At 54.7% G+C, this 20,842-nt stretch carries 30 protein-coding genes; all 30 read right to left on the minus strand.

What is annotated here, in order from left to right:
- Positions 1-9: 9 nt before the first annotated feature.
- Positions 10-396 (minus strand): 30S ribosomal protein S11, encoded by a 387-nt coding sequence (gene rpsK, locus V8L71_RS03815; protein WP_007111985.1) that lies wholly within the window; start codon positions 394-396, stop codon positions 10-12.
- A 52-nt stretch (positions 397-448) separates the two neighbouring features.
- Entirely contained in the window at positions 449-805 is a 357-nt protein-coding gene (gene rpsM, locus V8L71_RS03820) for a 30S ribosomal protein S13 (protein ID WP_007111986.1), read from the minus strand.
- A gap of 123 nt (positions 806-928) precedes the next feature.
- A complete protein-coding gene (rpmJ, locus tag V8L71_RS03825) occupies positions 929-1,042 on the minus strand; it encodes a 50S ribosomal protein L36 (protein WP_008959154.1) in 114 nt (37 codons plus the stop codon).
- A 66-nt stretch (positions 1,043-1,108) separates the two neighbouring features.
- Positions 1,109-2,440: a preprotein translocase subunit SecY gene (secY, locus tag V8L71_RS03830; protein ID WP_101147110.1), complete on the minus strand. Its 1,332-nt coding sequence runs from the start codon at positions 2,438-2,440 to the stop codon at positions 1,109-1,111.
- Positions 2,441-2,875, minus strand: coding sequence for a 50S ribosomal protein L15 (rplO, locus tag V8L71_RS03835; RefSeq protein WP_101147111.1), 435 nt, complete (start codon positions 2,873-2,875; stop codon positions 2,441-2,443).
- Between the two features lie 3 nt (positions 2,876-2,878).
- The gene (gene rpmD, locus V8L71_RS03840) at positions 2,879-3,061 is read right to left on the minus strand and encodes a 50S ribosomal protein L30 (protein WP_008959157.1); all 183 of its coding nucleotides are present in this window, start codon (positions 3,059-3,061) and stop codon (positions 2,879-2,881) included.
- A 6-nt stretch (positions 3,062-3,067) separates the two neighbouring features.
- Complete coding sequence (gene rpsE / locus V8L71_RS03845) at positions 3,068-3,568, minus strand: 30S ribosomal protein S5 (RefSeq protein ID WP_007111990.1); 501 nt, start codon at positions 3,566-3,568, stop codon at positions 3,068-3,070.
- A gap of 11 nt (positions 3,569-3,579) precedes the next feature.
- A complete protein-coding gene (gene rplR / locus V8L71_RS03850; protein WP_008959159.1) occupies positions 3,580-3,930 on the minus strand; it encodes a 50S ribosomal protein L18 in 351 nt (116 codons plus the stop codon).
- A gap of 9 nt (positions 3,931-3,939) precedes the next feature.
- The gene (gene rplF / locus V8L71_RS03855) at positions 3,940-4,470 is read right to left on the minus strand and encodes a 50S ribosomal protein L6 (protein ID WP_336273237.1); all 531 of its coding nucleotides are present in this window, start codon (positions 4,468-4,470) and stop codon (positions 3,940-3,942) included.
- Between the two features lie 9 nt (positions 4,471-4,479).
- On the minus strand, positions 4,480-4,872 hold the full coding sequence (gene rpsH, locus V8L71_RS03860; protein WP_008959161.1) for a 30S ribosomal protein S8: 393 nt from the start codon (positions 4,870-4,872) through the stop codon (positions 4,480-4,482).
- A gap of 32 nt (positions 4,873-4,904) precedes the next feature.
- On the minus strand, positions 4,905-5,210 hold the full coding sequence (gene rpsN, locus V8L71_RS03865) for a 30S ribosomal protein S14 (RefSeq protein WP_008959162.1): 306 nt from the start codon (positions 5,208-5,210) through the stop codon (positions 4,905-4,907).
- 10 nt (positions 5,211-5,220) lie between these two features.
- Entirely contained in the window at positions 5,221-5,760 is a 540-nt protein-coding gene (gene rplE, locus V8L71_RS03870) for a 50S ribosomal protein L5 (protein WP_007111995.1), read from the minus strand.
- An 18-nt stretch (positions 5,761-5,778) separates the two neighbouring features.
- Positions 5,779-6,093, minus strand: coding sequence for a 50S ribosomal protein L24 (gene rplX / locus V8L71_RS03875; protein WP_007111996.1), 315 nt, complete (start codon positions 6,091-6,093; stop codon positions 5,779-5,781).
- Between the two features lie 14 nt (positions 6,094-6,107).
- Complete coding sequence (gene rplN, locus V8L71_RS03880; protein ID WP_008959163.1) at positions 6,108-6,479, minus strand: 50S ribosomal protein L14; 372 nt, start codon at positions 6,477-6,479, stop codon at positions 6,108-6,110.
- Positions 6,480-6,528: 49 nt separating this feature from the next.
- Positions 6,529-6,789 (minus strand): 30S ribosomal protein S17, encoded by a 261-nt coding sequence (rpsQ, locus tag V8L71_RS03885; protein WP_007111998.1) that lies wholly within the window; start codon positions 6,787-6,789, stop codon positions 6,529-6,531.
- Position 6,790: 1 nt separating this feature from the next.
- Positions 6,791-6,982: a 50S ribosomal protein L29 gene (rpmC, locus tag V8L71_RS03890; protein ID WP_007111999.1), complete on the minus strand. Its 192-nt coding sequence runs from the start codon at positions 6,980-6,982 to the stop codon at positions 6,791-6,793.
- A complete protein-coding gene (rplP, locus tag V8L71_RS03895) occupies positions 6,982-7,395 on the minus strand; it encodes a 50S ribosomal protein L16 (RefSeq protein ID WP_007112000.1) in 414 nt (137 codons plus the stop codon). The genes rpmC and rplP overlap by 1 nt, the downstream gene beginning before the upstream one ends.
- Positions 7,396-7,410: 15 nt before the next feature.
- On the minus strand, positions 7,411-8,109 hold the full coding sequence (gene rpsC, locus V8L71_RS03900; RefSeq protein WP_008959164.1) for a 30S ribosomal protein S3: 699 nt from the start codon (positions 8,107-8,109) through the stop codon (positions 7,411-7,413).
- A gap of 10 nt (positions 8,110-8,119) precedes the next feature.
- A complete protein-coding gene (rplV, locus tag V8L71_RS03905) occupies positions 8,120-8,452 on the minus strand; it encodes a 50S ribosomal protein L22 (RefSeq protein ID WP_007112002.1) in 333 nt (110 codons plus the stop codon).
- A gap of 18 nt (positions 8,453-8,470) precedes the next feature.
- On the minus strand, positions 8,471-8,746 hold the full coding sequence (gene rpsS, locus V8L71_RS03910) for a 30S ribosomal protein S19 (RefSeq protein WP_008959165.1): 276 nt from the start codon (positions 8,744-8,746) through the stop codon (positions 8,471-8,473).
- Between the two features lie 33 nt (positions 8,747-8,779).
- On the minus strand, positions 8,780-9,610 hold the full coding sequence (rplB, locus tag V8L71_RS03915) for a 50S ribosomal protein L2 (protein ID WP_008959166.1): 831 nt from the start codon (positions 9,608-9,610) through the stop codon (positions 8,780-8,782).
- A gap of 17 nt (positions 9,611-9,627) precedes the next feature.
- Positions 9,628-9,924 (minus strand): 50S ribosomal protein L23, encoded by a 297-nt coding sequence (rplW, locus tag V8L71_RS03920; RefSeq protein ID WP_008959167.1) that lies wholly within the window; start codon positions 9,922-9,924, stop codon positions 9,628-9,630.
- The gene (gene rplD, locus V8L71_RS03925; protein ID WP_008959168.1) at positions 9,921-10,526 is read right to left on the minus strand and encodes a 50S ribosomal protein L4; all 606 of its coding nucleotides are present in this window, start codon (positions 10,524-10,526) and stop codon (positions 9,921-9,923) included. The genes rplW and rplD overlap by 4 nt, the downstream gene beginning before the upstream one ends.
- A gap of 15 nt (positions 10,527-10,541) precedes the next feature.
- A complete protein-coding gene (gene rplC, locus V8L71_RS03930; protein WP_008959169.1) occupies positions 10,542-11,180 on the minus strand; it encodes a 50S ribosomal protein L3 in 639 nt (212 codons plus the stop codon).
- Positions 11,181-11,341: 161 nt separating this feature from the next.
- Positions 11,342-11,653: a 30S ribosomal protein S10 gene (gene rpsJ / locus V8L71_RS03935; protein ID WP_007112007.1), complete on the minus strand. Its 312-nt coding sequence runs from the start codon at positions 11,651-11,653 to the stop codon at positions 11,342-11,344.
- 159 nt (positions 11,654-11,812) lie between these two features.
- Positions 11,813-13,006 (minus strand): elongation factor Tu, encoded by a 1,194-nt coding sequence (tuf, locus tag V8L71_RS03940; RefSeq protein WP_101147113.1) that lies wholly within the window; start codon positions 13,004-13,006, stop codon positions 11,813-11,815.
- Between the two features lie 29 nt (positions 13,007-13,035).
- Complete coding sequence (gene fusA / locus V8L71_RS03945; RefSeq protein WP_008959171.1) at positions 13,036-15,159, minus strand: elongation factor G; 2,124 nt, start codon at positions 15,157-15,159, stop codon at positions 13,036-13,038.
- A 229-nt stretch (positions 15,160-15,388) separates the two neighbouring features.
- Entirely contained in the window at positions 15,389-15,859 is a 471-nt protein-coding gene (gene rpsG, locus V8L71_RS03950) for a 30S ribosomal protein S7 (RefSeq protein ID WP_101147115.1), read from the minus strand.
- Between the two features lie 165 nt (positions 15,860-16,024).
- On the minus strand, positions 16,025-16,399 hold the full coding sequence (gene rpsL, locus V8L71_RS03955) for a 30S ribosomal protein S12 (RefSeq protein WP_008959173.1): 375 nt from the start codon (positions 16,397-16,399) through the stop codon (positions 16,025-16,027).
- 227 nt (positions 16,400-16,626) lie between these two features.
- Entirely contained in the window at positions 16,627-20,841 is a 4,215-nt protein-coding gene (gene rpoC, locus V8L71_RS03960; RefSeq protein WP_101147116.1) for a DNA-directed RNA polymerase subunit beta', read from the minus strand.
- Position 20,842: the final 1 nt, after the last annotated feature.

Here is a 20,842-nt window from a genome sequence, read left to right on the forward strand (position 1 = left end):
TCTGTCTCCTTAAACGCGGCGTTTCTTCGGCGGACGGCAGCCATTATGGGGAATGGGCGTCGCGTCTACGATGCTTTGCACGCGGAAGCCGGCGGCATTCAGTGCACGCACGGCGGATTCACGACCGGGTCCTGGACCTTTAACCAGTACGTCTACGTTTTTCACACCATACTCGGCTGCAGCAGTTGCTGCACGTTCGCTTGCCACTTGAGCAGCGAACGGGGTGCTCTTGCGAGAACCACGAAAACCCGAACCACCGGCAGTCGCCCAAGAAAGAGCGTTGCCCTGGCGGTCTGTGATCGTCACGATCGTGTTGTTAAAAGAGGCATGGATATGCGCAATCGCGTCCACTACCTGCTTTTTAACCTTTTTACGGTTACTACGCGGGTTAGCCATGTTGATGTTTCTTCCTGTCTTAACGCCGGCTCTCTATTAAAGAGCCTGCGTGTTATTTGCGGATCGGCTTACGCGGGCCCTTACGGGTGCGCGCGTTAGTCTTAGTCCGCTGACCACGCAGCGGAAGACTACGACGATGACGCAGACCACGGTAGCAGCCTAAGTCCATGAGACGCTTAATGTTAAGCGTGACATCACGACGAAGGTCGCCTTCTACGGTGTACTTGCCAACTTCAGAACGCAGGGTGTCGACTTCTTCAGAAGACAGGTCCTGGATCTTGGCATTCATGGCAATACCGGCTGCTGCACAGATGTGCTCAGCACGGGTACGGCCAATCCCGAAGATATAGGTCAGCGAGATCGCCGCATGCTTGTTGTCCGGGATATTGACGCCTGCAATACGGGCCATCAGCTTACTCCGAAATTTGAGCGGCTTGCTCGTTTATTCATCTACAAAAGGCGCAACAGCATACCCCTTTTAGCGCCCTAAGGCAAGGGGTATGCTGGCACCGCTTAATACAACCCAGGGGGATTAACCCTGGCGTTGTTTGTGCCGTGGTTCGCTGCAGATGACGCGGACAGCGCCATTGCGACGAATGATCTTGCAGTTACGGCACATTTTCTTTACGGAAGCTCGAACTTTCATCGATCTTTCTCCAAAAACCGGCTCGCGGCACGCCCCCTCACTAACTTAATAGGGGTGGGCGGCGCCTCAGCGCATGATACCGCCGCTACCGTAGCCTTTCAGGTTGGACTTCTTCATCACTGAGTCATACTGATGCGACATGAGATGCGATTGCACCTGGGCCATGAAGTCCATGATGACCACGACTACGATTAACAACGAGGTACCGCCGAAGAAAAACGGCACGTTCCACGCCACAATCAAGAACTGGGGCATCAAGGAAACCGCAGTGATATACAAGGCACCGAACAGGGTCAGACGTGTCATGACCTTGTCGATATAGCGAGCGGTCTGCTCGCCGGGGCGAATGCCCGGCAGGAAAGCGCCTGACTTTTTAAGATTGTCAGCCACATCCTTGGGGTTGAAGACCAGCGCTGTGTAAAAGAAGCAGAAGAATACCACTGCCGCCGCGAAAAGCAAGATGTAAAGCGGTTGACCTGGGCCTAATGCCTGAGATGCACGCTGCAACCACTCCATACCTTCACCGGCACCTACCCACTGACCGATAGAGGCCGGGAAGAGCAGAATACTGGAGGCAAAAATCGCCGGAATAACGCCAGCCATGTTGACCTTCAAAGGCAGGTAGCTACTTTGCCCTGCATACATCTTATTGCCCACTTGACGCCGGGGGTAGTTCACCTTGAGGCGGCGTTGGCCACGCTCGATGAAAACCACGAAGGCGACAGTCGCAATACCTAACGCAGACAACGCTAACAGCGGCAGAACATTCCAGGCCCCTTCATTACGGGCAAGCTCGAAGGCTTGGCCCACGGCACTGGGTAGTCCAGCGACAATACCGGCAAAGATTAGCAGCGAAATACCGTTGCCAATGCCCTTCTCGGTAATCTGCTCACCTAGCCACATCATAAACACCGCGCCTGATACGAACGTAATCACGGCGGTGAAGTAGAAGCTAAAGTCAGCGCTGTACGCGATGCCTTGGCTAGCCAGGCCGACGGACATACCGGTTGCCTGGACAAATGCCAGTATCACCGTGCCGTAGCGGGTGTACTGGCTAATCTTGCGGCGGCCAGCCTCACCCTCTTTCTTGAGCTGCTCAAGATGAGGGGAGACCGCAGTCATGAGCTGCATGATAATCGACGCCGAAATATAGGGCATGATACCCAGGGCGAGGACACTCATGCGCTCCAGGGCGCCACCCGAGAACATGTTAAACATGCCTAGGATGGTTCCCTGTTGCTCCCTAAACAAGGCAGCAAGCTGGTCAGGATTGATACCGGGAACGGGAATGTGGGCACCAATACGGTACACCACGATGGCGAGGAGCACGAAGCGCAAACGCGCCCACAGTTCACTCAGACCGCTGCCCATCGCCGGCATTTTTCCTGACTTGGCCATTTAGTCCTCTACCTTGCCGCCAGCGGCTTCGATCGCTTCACGGGCACCTTTGGTGACCTTGATTCCGCGAACGGTAACCGCCGTTTTCAATTCGCCAGAAAGGATAATCTTCGCGTGTAGCGTAGCATCCTTCAGCACGTTGGCTTCTTTCAAAGATGCCATGGTGACTTCGCCACCGGCAACTTTAGCAAGCTCAGCCAGGCGTACTTCTTCAGAGACCAGCGACTTCGCAGACGTAAAGCCGAATTTCGGCAAACGACGCTGCAAAGGCATCTGACCGCCTTCGAAACCGGGCTTAACACTGCCGCCACTACGTGATTTCTGACCTTTGTGGCCACGGCCACCGGTCTTACCAAGACCGGAACCGATGCCACGACCCACACGCTTTGCAGCGTGTTTGGAGCCCGGAGCCGGGCTTAGGTTATTGAGTTTCATGGATTACTCTCCCTCAACGCGCACAAGGTAAGTTACCTTGTGGATCATGCCGCGTACGGCAGGGGTGTCTTCCAGTTCAACCGTATGACCGATGCGACGCAGGCCCAAGCCTTTCATAGTAGCCTTGTGCTTGGGCATAATGCCGATGGTGCTGCGGATCTGGGTAACCTTGATCGTTGCTGCCATGGTGCCTTACCCCGTGATCGCTTCGACAGACAGACCGCGCTTGGCGGCCACGTCTTCCGGTGCTTGCATGGAGGAGAGACCTTTAACAGTCGCTCGCACCACGTTAACCGGGTTGGTGGAACCGTAGCACTTGGCCAGTACGTCGTGGACACCGGCAAGCTCTAGTACAGAGCGCATGGCGCCACCGGCGATGATACCGGTACCTTCGGAAGCCGGCTGCATGTACACCTTGGAAGCACCGTGACGGGCTTTTACCGGGTACTGCAGCGTGTGGCCAGCGAGGTTCACCTTGACCATGTTGCGACGAGCTTGATCCATCGCTTTCTGGATTGCGACAGGCACTTCACGCGCCTTGCCACGTCCGAAACCGACACGACCTTTACCATCACCAACGACGGTCAGTGCGGTGAAGCCGAAAATACGACCACCCTTGACCACCTTGGCGACGCGGTTGACCTGCACTAACTTCTCTTGCAGATCACCGCTTTGCTGTTCGTTCTTCGCCATCGTAAAACCCTTTAGAATTCCAGGCCGCCTTCACGTGCGGCGTCGGCCAGCGCCTTGACGCGGCCGTGATACTTAAAGCCAGCACGGTCGAAGGCCACCTGGGTGATGCCTGCTTCTTTAGCGCGTTCGGCAATCAGTGCACCTACTTTAGAGGCGGCATCTGAGTTACCGGTCGCACCCTCGCGCAGTGCTTTATCCAGCGTAGAAGCACTGGCTAGCACTTTGCCACCATCCGGCGAGATAATCTGCGCATAGATGTGACGCGGGGTACGGTTGACGCACAGGCGATACACGCCCAGCTCGCGGATCTTCGCGCGAGCGCGGCGGGCACGACGGAGACGAGATTCTTTCTTCGCGTTCATAACCCTGCCTTACTTCTTCTTGGCTTCTTTGCGACGCACCTGCTCGTCGGCGTACCGTACACCCTTGCCTTTATACGGCTCGGGCGGACGGAAAGCGCGGATTTCCGCGGCGCACTGACCGAGCTGCTGCTTGTCCGCGCTTTTCAGCACGATCACGGTGTTCTTCGGCGTTTCCGCTGAGACACCTTCAGGCAGTTCGTAGTCGACCGGGTGCGAGAAGCCCAGTGAAAGATTGAGCGTCTGGCCCTTAGCTTGGGCACGATAACCGACGCCAACAATTTCGAGAGTTTTTGTGAAACCCTCGGATACGCCCGTTACCAGGTTCTGAACTAAGGCGCGGGTAGTACCGGCCATTGCCCAGCTCTTGGCAGACTCACTCGGGGCGAAGGTCAGCTGGCCATCTTCTTGATTAACCACTACATCAGAGTGGATCGTCATAGATAGCGTGCCCTGGCCGCCTTTGGCGGTCAGCTGGTCGGCATTGATTTTAATGTCAACGCCGGCAGGCACTTTAACCGGATATTTCGCTATGCGGGACATTCCAGCCTCCTAGAATACGGTGCAGATGACTTCGCCACCGACACCCGCTTGGCGCGCGGCACGATCGGTCATGACACCCGTTGACGTGGTGACAATCGCGATACCGAGACCATCGGCGACCTTAGGCAAGTTGTCCTTACCCATGTAACGGCGCAGGGACGGCTTGGAAACCCGCTGAATATGCTCAATGACCGGCTTACCCTCAAAGTACTTGAGAGTGATGGTTAGCTCAGGCTTAACACCTTCGGCAACCGTAAAGTCGGCAATGTAGCCTTCTTCCTTTAGCACTCGGGCCACTTGTACTTTCAGCTTGGAGGACGGCATGGTAGCCGTCTCCTTGGTGGCCATCTGCGCATTGCGGATACGGGTAAACATATCCGCCAGAGTGTCTTGCATGCTCATTTAATGTGCGCTCCTGATGATACTACGTGGCGTTACCAACTGGACTTTTTAAGACCAGGAACGTCGCCACGCATGGCGGCTTCACGCAGCTTGTTACGGCCGAGGCCGAACTTGTTGTAAAAACCGTGCGGACGACCGGTGATACGGCAGCGGTTACGCTGACGTACCGGGCTTGAGTCACGCGGCAATTGCTGCAGCTTCAGCGTCGCCTCGAAGCGGTCTTCCTCAGACGTGTTCACATCCGAGATGATTTTCTTAAGCTCTGCGCGCTTGGTGGCATACTTTGCCACCAGCTGCGTACGCTTAAGCTCACGCTCTATCATACTTTTCTTAGCCATGATCCAACCCTTATTTCTTGAAGGGGAAGTTCAGTGCGGTTAGTAGCGCACGACCTTCCTCGTCGGTTTTGGCGGTAGTAGTGATAGTGACGTCCAACCCTCGGATACGATCGATCTTATCATACTCGATCTCCGGGAAGATGATCTGCTCACGCACACCCATGGAGTAATTGCCGCGACCGTCAAAAGACTTCGGGTTAAGACCACGGAAGTCACGCACGCGGGGAATCGCGATGTAAACCAAGCGGTCCAGGAAGTCCCACATGCGCTCAGCGCGCAGGGTCACCTTAATACCGATTGGCCAACCTTCACGTACCTTAAAGCCCGCGATGGACTTACGTGCCTTGGTCACCAACGGTTTTTGACCAGAGAGCTTCTCTAGATCGCCGATGGCATTGTCAATCAACTTTTTATCGTTGACTGCTTCGCCGATACCCATGTTCAGAGTCACTTTCGTGATCCGGGGTACCTGCATAACGTTGGCATAGCTGAACTCTTCTTTGAGTTGAGCTGCTACCTCGTTTTGATAACGTTCTTTCAAGTTCGCCATTTTGCTACCCGACTCGCGTTAGGCGTCGATCTGCGTCTGCGTCGACTTGTAGATACGTACCTTGGTACCGTCTTCCTTCACTTGGAAGCCGACGCGATCCGCCTTACCGGTCTCCGAATTGAAGATGGCTACGTTGGACGCGTGAATCGGAGCCTCACGCTCGACGATACCGCCCTGATTTCCCGCCATGGGATTTGGCTTGGTGTGACGTTTAATCATGTTCACACCGGACACCAAGAAGCGGTTTTCTAATACCCGCTTAACGGTGCCACGTTTGCCTTTATCCTTCCCGGCGATGACGATGACTTCATCGTCACGTTTGATCTTTTGCATATCCGCCTCGCTCCTTACAGCACTTCAGGCGCTAAGGAAATGATCTTCATGAACTTTTCATTACGAAGTTCACGAGTCACCGGCCCAAAAATACGGGTACCGATGGGCTGTTCGTTGGTGTTATTCAACAAAACTGCCGCATTTCCATCGAAACGGATGAGCGAACCGTCGGGACGACGGACGCCACTACGGGTCCGGACCACGACCGCTTTTAGCACCTGGCCTTTTTTGACCTTGCCACGCGGAATCGCTTCCTTAACCGTGACCTTGATGATATCACCAACGCGAGCGTAACGACGGTGTGATCCGCCTAACACCTTGATGCACTGCACCCGGCGCGCTCCGCTGTTGTCGGCGACATCCAGCATTGTCTGAGTCTGAATCATCGGTTTTCTCCAAACCTAATCTGACTGCACTGATTGACAAGCCTTGGGATTACCCCTTGGCGTGTTCAACCACCTCGACCAGCGTCCAAGCTTTTTTCTTGGAAAGCGGACGGCACTCTTGAATAGAGACCGTATCGCCTGCCTTAGCCTGGTTCGCCTCATCATGGGCGTGCAGCTTGGTGGAGCGCTTAACGTATTTTCCGTAGATCGGGTGACGCTCGCGCCGCTCGATCATGACGACGATGGACTTGTCCATCTTATCGCTCACCACTTTACCGGTGAGCGTACGCTTTGTGTTTTCTTCGGCCATCTCAATCACCTGCCTTCTCGTTGAGCAAAGTCTTAACGCGGGCGATATCCCGGCGGACCTGCTTGAGCAGATGAGTCTGGCTCAGTTGGCCAGTGGCCTTCTGCATGCGCAGGTTAAACTGCTCGCGGAGGAGTTCGAGGAGTTGCTCCTGGAGCTCTCCTGCGGACTTTTCACGAATTTCCTGGGCTTTCATCACATCACCGTCCGTTTCGCAAAGGTGGTGGATAAGGGCATTTTCTGTGCGGCAAGCTCAAACGCTTCACGAGCGAGCTCTTCCGACACGCCTTCAATTTCATACAGGACCCGACCCGGTTGGATCTGGGCAACCCAGTACTCAACAGAACCTTTACCTTTACCCATACGAACTTCGAGCGGCTTCTTGGAGATCGGCTTATCAGGGAATACGCGGATCCAAATCTTACCGCCACGCTTTACGTGACGTGTGATCGCACGACGGCCTGCTTCGATCTGACGCGCAGTGATGCGGCCGCGACCAGTAGCTTTAAGGCCGTATTCCCCGAAGCTGATCTTGCTTCCGCGATGCGCCAGGCCACGGTTGCGGCCTTTCATCATCTTGCGGAATTTCATACGCTTGGGCTGTAACATCGACTCGCTCTCCCCTTACCTGGAACCTTTCTTCTTGGGCGCGTTGCCGGCAGGCTGTTTGGCCTTGGCACGTACTTCCTCGATACCGCCGAGGATTTCACCCTTGAAGATCCACACTTTGACGCCGATAACGCCATAGGTGGTGTGAGCTTCGTAAGTGGCGTAGTCGATATCCGCACGCAACGTGTGCAGCGGAACGCGACCTTCGCGGTACCATTCGGTACGTGCGATTTCAGCGCCACCAAGACGACCTGACAGCTGAATCTTGATGCCACCAGCGCCAAGACGCATTGCGTTCTGTACCGCGCGCTTCATAGCACGACGGAACATAACGCGACGCTCAAGCTGACCCGCTACGTTAGCAGCGACTAGCTTGGCATCCAGCTCCGGCTTGCGAACTTCTTCGATGTTCACATGCACGGGAACACCCATCATCTGGGTGAGATCGCGACGCAAACGGTCGACATCTTCACCTTTCTTACCAATCACGATACCCGGACGGGCAGTGTGAATGGTGATGCGGGCATTGTTCGCCGGACGCTCGATGTGGATGCGGCTAACAGAGGCGCTTTTAAGACGCTCTTCCAGGAAGCTACGCACTTCGAGATCGTTATTGAGCTTATCGGCGTAAGCGCCGCGCTCAGCATACCAGACAGAAGCATGGTCTTTGACGATGCCCAGTCGAATGCCTGTTGGATTGACTTTCTGACCCATCGGTCGACTCCTACTTCTCGGCTACCTTGACGGTGATGTGGCACGTGCGCTTCAAGATACGATCCGCACGCCCCTTGGCACGCGGCTTGATACGCTTGAGCGTCATGCCCTCATCGACGCAGATGGTCGAGACACGCAGCTCGTCAATATCCATGCCGTTATTTTCTTCCGCATTTGCAATCGCGGATTGCAGCACCTTCTTAACCAGCTTGGCAGCCTTCTTCGGTGAGAAGGTCAGCAGGTCGAGTGCCTCGGCGACAGGTTTACCGCGCACCTGGTCAGCCACCAAACGGGCCTTCTGGGCGGATAAACGAGCGCCAAGCAGCTTAGCTGTGACTTCCATCTCTCAATCCTCTCTGGCTTACCGTTTGGCTTTTTTATCCGCCGCATGCCCGCGATAAGTGCGAGTAGCAGCGAATTCGCCCAATTTGTGGCCAACCATTTCCTCGGAGACGTGCACCGGGACGTGTTGGCGACCATTATGGACCGCGATAGTGAGGCCTACCATATTGGGCAGGATCATAGAACGACGCGACCAAGTCTTAATTGGTTTGCGATCGCTCTTCTCCACTGCAGCCTCTACCTTCTTCAAAAGATGAAGGTCAATGAAGGGACCTTTCTTTAGTGAACGTGGCACAGCCGTTACCTCTTAATGTCTTGGCAATTTAGATCAACGCGTCTTATTACGACGACGAATGATCAGCTTGTCGGTGCGCTTGTTCTTACGCGTCTTGTGACCCTTAGTCGGCACACCCCATGGGGATACCGGGTGACGACCACCACTGGTGCGGCCTTCGCCACCACCGTGTGGGTGATCGACTGGGTTCATCGCGACACCGCGAACAGTCGGACGCACGCCTCTCCAGCGCTTCGCACCGGCCTTGCCAAGTTGACGCAGGCTGTGCTCAGAGTTGCTCACTTCACCCAACGTCGCGCGGCACTCGGCCAACACTTTACGCATTTCGCCAGAGCGAAGACGCAAGGTGGCATAGTTACCTTCACGAGCAACCAACTGGGCGCTTGTACCGGCACTGCGAGCAATCTGCGCACCTTTGCCCGGCTTGAGTTCGATGCAGTGCACCGTAGAACCCAGCGGAACGTTACGCAGCGGCAAGGCATTGCCTTTCTTGATTGACGCGTTAACACCAGATTCCAGCACGTCACCCGCGCTGACACCTTTCGGTGCAATGATGTAACGACGTTCACCATCGGCATACTTCAGCAGTGCAATGTGCGCACTGCGGTTGGGATCGTGCTCCAGGCGCTCAACGGTGGCAGGAATGCCATCCTTGGTACGCTTGAAATCGATCAACCGATAGTGGTGACGATGACCACCGCCCACGTGGCGGGTGGTGATACGACCGTAGTTATTCCGGCCGCCGGACTTGGACTGTTTTTCCAAAAGCGGTGCATAGGCACGGCCTTTAAACAGTTCCTCGCCAACGATCTTGACGACGTGGCGACGACCGGCGGAAGTGGGTTTGGTCTTGACGATTGCCATTATCCGTACTCCTGCCCTTATTCGGCGCCAGAGAAGTCTTCGAGCGTTTCACCCGCAGCCAGGGTCACATACGCTTTGCGGTAACCCTTACGCAGGCCAACGCCGTTCGCAGTACGCTTTGTTTTACCCTTCATGTTCAGAACCTGAACACTACCGACCTTTTTGCCGAAGAGTGCTTCAACGGCCTTTTTGATCTCGGGCTTGGTAGCATCAGATGCTACCTTGAAAACGTACTGGTTGCGCTCGGCTGCCATTGCGGCCTTTTCGGTCACGTGCGGCCCAAGCAGAACCTTAAATACGCGTTCCTGGTTCATGCCAGCTTCTCCTCGAATTTACGCAGGGCGGAGACGGTAATCAGGACCTTATCAAAGGCTACCAGGCTTACCGGGTCAGCTGCCGCGACATCCACCACGTCAACGTGGGGAAGGTTGCGTGCGGCCAAATAGAGCTTCTCGTCGATTTCTTCAGTGACGATCAACACTTTTTCAAGGTTGAGCTCTTTCAGCTTGGCAGCTACCTGCTTGGTCTTAGGCGCATCGACGACGAACTCTTCAATCGCGACTAAACGCTCTTGACGTACCAGCTCAGACAAGATGGAGCGCATCGCTGCACGGTACATCTTGCGGTTAACCTTCTGGGTGTAGTCTTGCGGACGCGCCGCGAAGGTTACGCCACCACTACGCCATAGCGGAGAGCGGATGGTACCGGCACGTGCACGACCGGTGCCTTTCTGACGCCACGGCTTCTTACCACCGCCACGAACGTCGGAACGACTCTTTTGTGCGCGGGTTCCCTGACGACCAGCCGCCAAATAGGCAGTGACAACCTGGTGAACAAGCGCTTCGTTGAATTCTTTGCCAAAAGTGGCGTCGGCTACTTCAACGGTACCCGCGCCTGCAGCAAGATTCAGATTCATTGGTAATTATCCCCTTCAGCCTGCTTTCACGGCGCTGCGAACGATAACGTCACTACCGGGAGCACCCGGTACGGCGCCTTTAATCAGCAGCAGGTTACGCTCGGCGTCGACACGGACGATCTCAAGGCTCTGCACGGTGCAACGGGCGTTACCCATTTGACCGGCCATCTTTTTGCCTTTGAAAACGCGACCCGGAGTCTGACACATGCCGATAGAACCCGGCGCGCGATGCGACAGAGAGTTACCGTGAGTCATGTCTTGGGTACGGAAATTCCAGCGCTTAACAGCACCCTGGAAGCCTTTACCCTTAGAGGTGCCAGTCACGTCAACCATTTGACCAGCTTCGAAGAGGGATACGGTGATTTCGCCGCCCACTTCAGGAATTGTTTCGCCTTCTGCAAGACGAAATTCCATCAGTGCACGACCAGCTTCAACACCCGCCTTGGCAAACTGACCCGCTTGCGCTTTGGTGAGGTGCTTCGCTTTGCGAGAGCCAGATGTGACCTGAATCGCTGCGTAACCGTCAGATTCGACAGATTTAACGCGTGTAACACGATTAGGATCAACTTCAATAACGGTTACGGGCACAGACGCGCCGTCTTCGGTAAAGACACGGGTCATCCCGGCCTTTTTACCGACTAAACCGATAGTCATACTCAGTCTCCTATAGTGTACGGGGCTATCACCCGCTATGGCTGCCCTTTCCAGAGCATTCCACTAGCACATTGTATGGCGCCTCACGGCGCGGCGGCTGCTGCTCATGCCAACTCTTTATAAAGAGCGATGAGCGCTGGGCCGCAAAGTGACTAGTGTAATTAGTTGAGTTTGATTTGCACGTCTACGCCTGCGGCGAGATCAAGCTTCATCAAAGCGTCAACAGTTTTCTCGGTCGGCTCAACAATGTCGAGCACACGCTTGTGCGTACGAATCTCATACTGGTCACGCGCATCTTTGTTGACGTGCGGCGAGATCAGGATGGTGTAACGCTCGCGATTGGTCGGCAGCGGGATCGGGCCACGAACCTGAGCACCAGTACGCTTAGCAGTTTCAACAATTTCCGCTGTGGACTGATCGATCAGGCGATGGTCGAATGCTTTCAACCGAATGCGAATCTTTTGGTTCTGCATTTGCCTTAAACTCCAATGGATGTCGACGGCGCGAGCCGTCTACCCACGCATTCAAAGGATGCGCATTATAGGCACGCCAAAAGCCCATGTCAAACATTTGCTGTTGGTGCGCAGAAAAGGGGGCTCATCAGAGCCCCCTTCATCATTCAAGCATGTAGCTTACTTGACGATCTTGGCCACAACGCCAGCACCGACAGTACGGCCGCCTTCACGAATAGCGAAGCGCAAACCTTCGTCCATTGCGATCGGAGCGATCAAGGTAACAACCATCTGAACGTTGTCACCCGGCATGACCATTTCAACGCCTTCCGGCAGTTCACAAGTACCGGTTACATCGGTGGTACGGAAGTAGAACTGGGGACGGTAGCCCTTGAAGAAAGGCGTGTGACGACCACCCTCTTCTTTGGACAGTACGTAAACTTCTGCTTCGAAGGTAGTGTGCGGGTTGATGGTGCCCGGCTTGGCCAATACTTGGCCACGCTCGACGTCATCACGCTTAGTACCACGCAGCAGGGCGCCAACGTTCTCACCAGCACGACCTTCGTCGAGCAGTTTACGGAACATTTCAACACCGGTAACGATCGTTTTGGTGGTGTCGCGGATACCCACGATTTCCACTTCTTCGCCCGCTTTAACGATGCCGCGCTCTACACGACCGGTAACAACAGTACCGCGACCAGAGATAGAGAACACGTCTTCAATCGGCATCAGGAACGGCTGGTCGATAGCACGCTCCGGCTCAGGAATGTACTCGTCCAGAGCTTTGATCAGGTTAGCTACCGCAGTAGTACCCATGCCGTTCTCATCTTCACCGTTCAGCGCCATCAAGGCAGAACCAGTGATGATCGGCGTGTCGTCGCCCGGGAAGTCGTACTGGTCTAGAAGTTCGCGAACTTCCATTTCTACCAGCTCGAGCAGCTCTTCGTCATCGACCATGTCCGCTTTGTTCAGGAACACAACGATGAACGGTACGCCAACCTGACGAGACAGCAGGATGTGCTCGCGAGTTTGCGGCATCGGGCCGTCTGCGGCAGAACATACCAGGATCGCGCCGTCCATCTGCGCAGCACCGGTGATCATGTTCTTGACGTAGTCAGCGTGTCCTGGGCAGTCAACGTGAGCGTAGTGACGCTCTTCAGACTGATATTCCACGTGGGAAGTAGCGATCGTGATACCGCGCTCGCGCTCTTCAGGAGCGTTATCGATGGTATCAAATTCACGCCAGTCGCCGCCGAAAACCTCAGCAGACACGCGGGTTAGGGCCGCTGTCAGGGTCGTTTTACCGTGGTCGACGTGACCAATGGTGCCGACGTTGACGTGCGGTTTGGAACGTTCAAATTTTTCCTTAGCCACTGCTATAACCTCTTTACGTTAGCTAACGGTTAACCGTTTTGATTGATGACGGCTTCAACGACGCTGGAGGGCGCCTCGTCGTACTTCGAGAACTCCATAGAGTAGCTCGCACGGCCCTGGGTTTGTGAGCGCAGATCGGTTGCATAACCGAACATCTCGCCCAGTGGCACCGTTGCACGAATGACTTTACCAGAAGAAGAGTCATCCATGCCCTGCACCAAGCCGCGACGACGGCTCAGGTCGCCCATGACGTCACCCATAAATTCTTCGGGGGTCACGATTTCGACCTTCATCACCGGCTCCAGCAGCACGGCCTTGGCCTTCCTGGCACCTTCTTTCACTGCCATAGAAGAAGCAATCTTAAACGCAGTCTCGTTGGAGTCCACGTCGTGGAAGGAGCCGTCGAACAGCGACACTTTAACGTCGATCATCGGGTAACCCGCGATGACACCGTTTTTGAGCTGCTCGTAAGCACCCTTCTCAACCGCGGGAACGTATTCCTTCGGAACCGCACCACCCACGATTTCAGAAGTGAATTTGAAGAAGATTTCATCTTCGCCTTCACCCTTCTCTTCTTTAGTCAGCGGTTCAATACGTAGCCAAACGTGACCGTACTGACCACGACCACCGGACTGACGCACGAACTTGCCTTCTTGCTCAATGCTGCCGCGAATCGTTTCGCGATAGGCAACCTGCGGCTTACCGATATTGGCTTCAACCTTAAACTCGCGACGCATACGGTCAACGAGGATGTCCAGGTGAAGCTCACCCATACCAGAAATAATCGTCTGGCCGGTTTCTTCGTCGGTTTTAACCTGGAAGGAGGGATCTTCCTGAGCAAGCTTGCCCAGAGCGACACCCATCTTCTCTTGGTCTGCCTTAGATTTAGGCTCTACAGCAACCGAGATAACCGGATCCGGGAACTCCATACGCTCGAGAACAATTTTGTTATCGATGTCGCACAGGGTATCACCGGTGGTGACGTCCTTGAGACCGATACAAGCGGCGATATCGCCCGCCAGTACTTCTTTGATCTCTTCACGGGAGTTGGCGTGCATCTGAACGATACGGCCAACGCGCTCCTTCTTCTGCTTAACGGAGTTATAAACACCGTCGCCAGATTTCAGAACGCCCGAGTAGACGCGGATAAAGGTCAGCGTACCAACGAAGGGGTCGGTGGCGATTTTAAATGCCAACGCCGCAAACGGTGCACTGTCGTCCGCTTCACGGGTATCAACGGTGCCGTTTTTATCATCCAACTCACCTTCGATCGCCTTAACTTCTGTCGGCGAAGGCATGAATTCGATAACGCCATCCAGCACGGCCTGAACACCCTTGTTCTTAAAGGCAGAACCACAGGTAACCAGAACGATATCGTTAGCCAGAGTGCGCGCACGCAGACCAGCTTTGATCTCTTCAATCGTTAGCTCGCCGCCTTCAAGGTATTTCTCCATCAGCTCATCAGAGCCTTCGGCAGCAGCCTCGACCATCTCTTCGCGATACTTTTCTGCTGTTTCTTGTAGCTCAGCAGGAATATCCACGAGGTCATAGGTCATACCCAGACTTTCTTCATCCCACAGGATGGCTTTCATCTGAATAAGGTCGATAACACCTTTAAAGTCTTCTTCCGTGCCCCAGTTAATCTGGATCGGCACAGCATTAGCACCCAGACGCTCTTTCAACTGGTCGACAACCATGAAGAAATCAGCACCGGTACGGTCCATTTTGTTGACAAAGACCATGCGCGGCACTTCGTACTTATTGGCCTGGCGCCATACAGTTTCGGTCTGCGGCTGAACGCCGGAAGAACCGCACAGTACAACAACCGCGCCATCAAGTACGCGCAAAGAACGCTCAACTTCGATCGTGAAGTCAACGTGCCCTGGGGTATCGATAATGTTAATACGGTGCTCGGGGAACTGCTTGTTCATGCCCTGCCAGAAACAGGTAGTTGCAGCTGAGGTGATAGTGATACCACGCTCCTGCTCCTGCTCCATCCAGTCCATGGTCGCAGCACCGTCGTGCACTTCGCCCACTTTGTGGGAAAGGCCGGTGTAGAACAGTACCCGCTCAGTCGTCGTAGTCTTACCCGCGTCAACGTGAGCGACGATACCGATATTACGATAGCGATTTAGTGGAGTCTTGCGTGCCACGGTGAAACTCCCGTTTGTTGGCGATGCTCGTTAATTTAGCGACGTATGCAAGCGAGGCTTATGCGTCCGCCGCTACCACTGCATGGTAGCGGCTGGGTATTGCAACTAATGCGTTGCAACAACGCGACTCAGCAAACACTTCGCCATGCTGAACAACGTGCATATAAAAACCATAAAGCCGTACTTAAAAACGCCGTGCTTAGAAACGCAGTTTCTAGAAACACCGATTTTAGAAACGGTAGTGCGAGAAGGCCTTGTTGGCTTCTGCCATGCGATGCACGTCTTCGCGCTTCTTAACGGCAGAACCTTTACCTTCCGCGGCATCCAGCATTTCGCCTGCTAGACGCTGCACCATGGTTTTCTCACCGCGACGACGCGCCGCGTCTACCAGCCAGCGCATTGCTAGCGCTTGGCGACGAGACGGACGTACTTCAACCGGCACCTGATAGGTCGCACCACCAACGCGGCGCGACTTCACTTCGACCATGGGCTGGATGGCTTCCAGCGCTTTGTCGAAGATCTCCAGCGGATCTTCTTTACTACGATCGGCAACCTTGTCCAACGCACCGTAGACGATACGCTCAGCTATGGACTTTTTGCCGCTGACCATCAGGTGGTTCATGAACTTCGCCAGACGCTCACTTCCGAACTTAGGATCCGGCAGGATTTCGCGTTTAGCTACTACTCTTCTTCTAGGCATGATAAGCCCTCAATTAAGGATCTTTCAGGTAAACCCGGAACTCATGAGCTTGTACTAAGACAAAGCGTCGCCCGACCTTACTCTTATCAGACCGTCAAATTCGTGATAATCGCTACTCAGCACACCCAATAAAATCGGCCATGCTATACAGCTACCCCAGCCTTATTAGGACTTAGGACGCTTAGTACCGTATTTAGAACGACCCTGACGACGATTTTGAACGCCAGAGGTGTCAAGGGCGCCACGAACGGTGTGATAACGCACACCTGGTAAATCCTTTACACGACCGCCACGAATCAAAACGACAGAGTGTTCTTGAAGGTTGTGACCTTCACCACCGATGTAAGAAGACACTTCGAAACCGTTGGTAAGGCGCACACGGCAAACCTTACGCAGGGCCGAGTTCGGCTTCTTCGGGGTAGTAGTGTAAACGCGCGTACATACGCCGCGCTTTTGCGGACAGGCCTGCAGCGCGGGCACGTCACTTTTAGTGACGGGGCGCTTGCGCGGCTTGCGCACTAGCTGATTAATCGTTGCCATGGTGTTTAGCTGACTCCAATGGTTGCCTTGTCTTTCAACAAGTAGCCTTTTTAACAAATACGTGCAGCGGATGCGGGCGCACCCACCCCACTGTTAAAGGCTGCGCATTCTAAAGGCTGACCCTAGGTGCCGTCAAGCCTTGCTGGCGGTTTTACCAGCAAGGTGACGTTTTTAGGTCAGCAACTTATGCTACTTACTAATTTTACTGCTTGTTTTAAGCACCAAATTTACAGCTCGTCGTCAGAGTCGAGAGCGGTTAACTGGGCACCTAGCTCCTGCTCTACCTCGGTCGCCGAGGGATTGAACAGTTGCTCAACGCCTTCGCGCTTGCGACGACGTTCTGCGTGGTGAGTCAAGCCCGTACCTGCTGGTATTAGACGACCAACCACCACGTTTTCTTTCAGGCCGCGCAGGTAATCGCGCTTGCCGGTCACCGCTGCTTCGGTCAGTACCCGGGTAGTCTCCTGGAAGGAGGCCGCGGAAATGAACGACTCAGTGGCCAAGCTGGCCTTAGTAATACCCAGCAACATGCGTTGGTACTTGGCTGGGAATTTCTTCTCTTTTTCAAGACGTTCATTCTGTTCCAGCACACGCACAAGCTCGGCTTGATCGCCCGTGATGAAATCAGAGTCGCCTGAATCAGCAATCTCTACCTTACGCAGCATCTGACGCACAATCACTTCAATGTGCTTATCGTTGATACCAACGCCCTGGAGACGGTAAACGTCTTGTACTTCTGCCGTAATGTACTTGGCGAGCTCCTCAACACCCAATAAACGCAGGATGTCATGGGGGTTGCTCGGGCCATCAGAAATGACTTCCCCCTTCTCAACCGTTTCGCCTTCAAAGACGGCAATTTGACGCCACTTCGGAATCAAGGCTTCAAACGGATCGCCGGATTCCGGGGTAATCATCAGGCGACGCTTGCCTTTAGTCTCTTTACCAAAGCTAACGACACCGCTGATTTCCGCCAGGATAGACGACTCTTTCGGCTTACGCGCCTCAAACAAGTCAGCAACGCGTGGCAGACCACCGGTGATATCTTTGTTCGCCGAGGCTTCTACCGGGATACGGGCAACGACTTCACCCACACCGATAGTGACACCATCGTCGACCGAAATAATCGAGTTGCCTGGCAGCAAGTACTGCACCGGCGTGTTGGAACCGGATACGGAAACATACTCACCAGCGCTGTCTTGCAGCATAACCATCGGGCGCTTATCGCGACCAGCCATGGGGCGCGCTGCAGACTCGATCACCTCAATAGAGGACAAGCCAGTCATCTCATCGACGCTACGGTGCATGGTGACACCTTCGTCAAGATCGATGAACTGCGCCTTACCCTCTACTTCGGCAACGATCGGGTGCGTGTGCGGGTCCCACTTGGCGACTATGGCACCGGCATCCACGACGTCACCGTCGCGTACCGAGAGTTCGGCGCCGTAGGGCAGCTTGTAGTACTCGCGTTCACGACCATGGTCATCCGCAACAGCCAAGGCGCTCGAACGAGAGACCACCACTAGCTTGCCGTCACCACGCTCAACATGCTTGATGTTGTGCAGGCGAACCTTGCCGCCGTGCTTCACTTGTACGCTATCCACGGCTGATGAACGCGATGCTGCGCCGCCGATGTGGAAGGTACGCATGGTCAGCTGGGTACCCGGCTCACCAATTGACTGGGCAGCGATAACGCCGACAGCTTCACCGATGTTGACCTGGTGGCCACGGGCCAAGTCACGGCCGTAACAGGAGGCACACACGCCATGTGCGGTCTCACAAGTAATCGTGGAGCGTACGATAATTTCGTCGACGCCCATGGTGTCGAGCTCTGCACACCACTTCTCGTCGAGCAATGTCCCTTTAGCGATCAATACTTCGCCGCTGCCCGGATGCACGACATCCTGCGCAACCACGCGACCTAGTACACGCTGGGAGAGCGGTACAATGATGTCGCCGCCTTCGATGATCGGGTGCAGTGTCAAGCCATTTTCGGTACCACAATCAACCTCAGTGATAACCAAATCTTGCGCCACATCGACCAAACGACGCGTCAGGTAACCGGAGTTGGCCGTTTTCAGGGCCGTATCCGCCAGACCTTTACGTGCACCGTGAGTCGAGATGAAGTACTGCAGTACGTTCAGACCTTCACGGAAGTTGGCGACGATCGGCGTTTCAATGATCGAGCCATCCGGCTTGGCCATCAGGCCACGCATACCAGCAAGCTGACGAATCTGGGCAGCCGAACCACGAGCACCGGAGTCGGCCATGATAAAGACGCTGTTGAACGAATCTTGCTCAACCTCGTTGCCATCACGATCGATAACGGTCTCTTTCGAGATGCCGACCATCATCGCCTTAGCGACTTTATCGTTCGCCTTCGACCAGATATCGATAACCTTGTTGTACTTCTCACCCGCTGTTACTAGGCCAGAAGAGAACTGGTCTTCGATCTCTTTAACTTCGGCTTCCGCCGCGTCAACGATTTCGGTTTTCGCTTCGGGGATAACGAAGTCGTTAACACCGATAGAGGCACCAGACCAAGTCGCCAAGCGAAAGCCGGTGTACATCAGCTGGTCAGCGAAGATGACGGTCGGCTTAAGGCCGGCACGACGATAGACTTCGTTGATCAGGCTGGAGATCGCCTTCTTCTTCATCGGCTGATCGATCAGCGCGAAGGGGACACCTTCCGGAAGAATGCGGAACAGCAGTGCACGGCCTACCGTCGTATCGTAAATACGGCGGTGGAAGCTGCGCTCGCCGCTCTCTTCTTCGATATCGATTTCGTCCAGACGCACTTTGACCCGGGCGTGCAGCGATACAGACTGGGTACCAAACGCGCGCTCGACCTCGTTAAGGTCAGAGAACACCATGCCTTCGCCTTTGGCGTTGATCTTTTCGCGGGTCATGTAGTAAAGACCCAGAACAACATCTTGCGACGGCACGATGATCGGCTCGCCGTTAGCGGGCGACAGCACGTTGTTGGTGGCCATCATCAGCGCACGCGCTTCAAGCTGGGCTTCCAGGGTCAGCGGTACGTGTACCGCCATCTGGTCACCGTCAAAGTCGGCGTTGTAGGCGGCACATACCAGCGGGTGTAGCTGGATCGCTTTACCTTCGATCAACAGCGGCTCAAACGCCTGGATACCCAGACGGTGCAGCGTGGGTGCGCGGTTAAGCAGTACCGGGTGTTCGCGGATAACATCGGCGAGGATGTCCCACACTTCCGGCAGCTCACGCTCGACCATCTTCTTGGCGGCTTTGATCGTTGAAGCGTAGCCCAGCGACTGTAGCTTGGAGTAGATAAACGGCTTGAACAGCTCAAGCGCCATTTTCTTCGGCAAACCACACTGGTGCAGACGCAGGGTCGGACCTACGGTAATGACCGAACGGCCCGAGTAGTCAACACGCTTACCCAGCAAGTTCTGACGGAAACGGCCCTGCTTACCTTTGATCATATCGGCGAGCGATTTCAACGGACGCTTGTTAGAGCCCGTGATCGCACGACCGCGACGGCCGTTATCAAGCAGTGCATCGACCGCCTCCTGCAGCATCCGCTTCTCGTTGCGCACGATAATATCCGGCGCATTGAGGTCAAGCAGACGCTTCAAGCGGTTGTTACGGTTGATCACGCGACGGTAAAGGTCGTTCAAATCAGAGGTCGCGAACCGGCCACCGTCCAGTGGTACCAACGGACGAAGGTCCGGCGGCAACACGGGCAGCACTTCCATAACCATCCACGCCGGCGCATTGCCAGAGTGGTAGAAGGCTTCCAGCAGCTTCAGGCGCTTAGAAAGCTTCTTGATCTTAGTTTCAGAGTTGGTCTGCGGAATTTCTTCACGCAGGTGGTTAATCTCTTCTTCCAGATCGATATCTTTGAGTAGCTCTTGAACGGCTTCGGCACCCATACGGGCATCGAAGTCATCGCCGAACTCTTCTAATGCTTCGAAGTACTGCTCATCGTTGAGCAGCTGACCACGCTCCAGCGTGGTCATGCCGGGATCGATCACGACAAAGCTTTCGAAGTACAGCACGCGCTCGATATCACGCAGGGTCATATCGAGGAACATGCCAATACGCGACGGCAGTGACTTCAAAAACCAAATGTGAGCAACCGGAGAAGCCAGCTCAATGTGCCCCATGCGCTCACGACGCACGGCGGCCTTGGTCACTTCAACGCCGCATTTTTCGCAGATAATACCACGGTGCTTCATGCGCTTATATTTGCCGCACAAGCACTCATAGTCTTTTACCGGACCAAAAATCTTGGCGCAGAACAGACCGTCCCGCTCCGGCTTAAAGGTACGGTAGTTGATGGTCTCAGGCTTCTTCACCTCGCCAAACGACCAGGAGCGAATCATGTCCGGCGACGCCAGGGTAATCTTGATCGCGTCAAACTCTTCGGACTGAGACTGCGATTTGAGTACTTTCACCAAATCTTTCATG

The sequence above is a fragment of the Vreelandella indica genome, assembly GCF_037070225.1.
GTDB classification, from domain to species: domain Bacteria; phylum Pseudomonadota; class Gammaproteobacteria; order Pseudomonadales; family Halomonadaceae; genus Vreelandella; species Vreelandella arctica.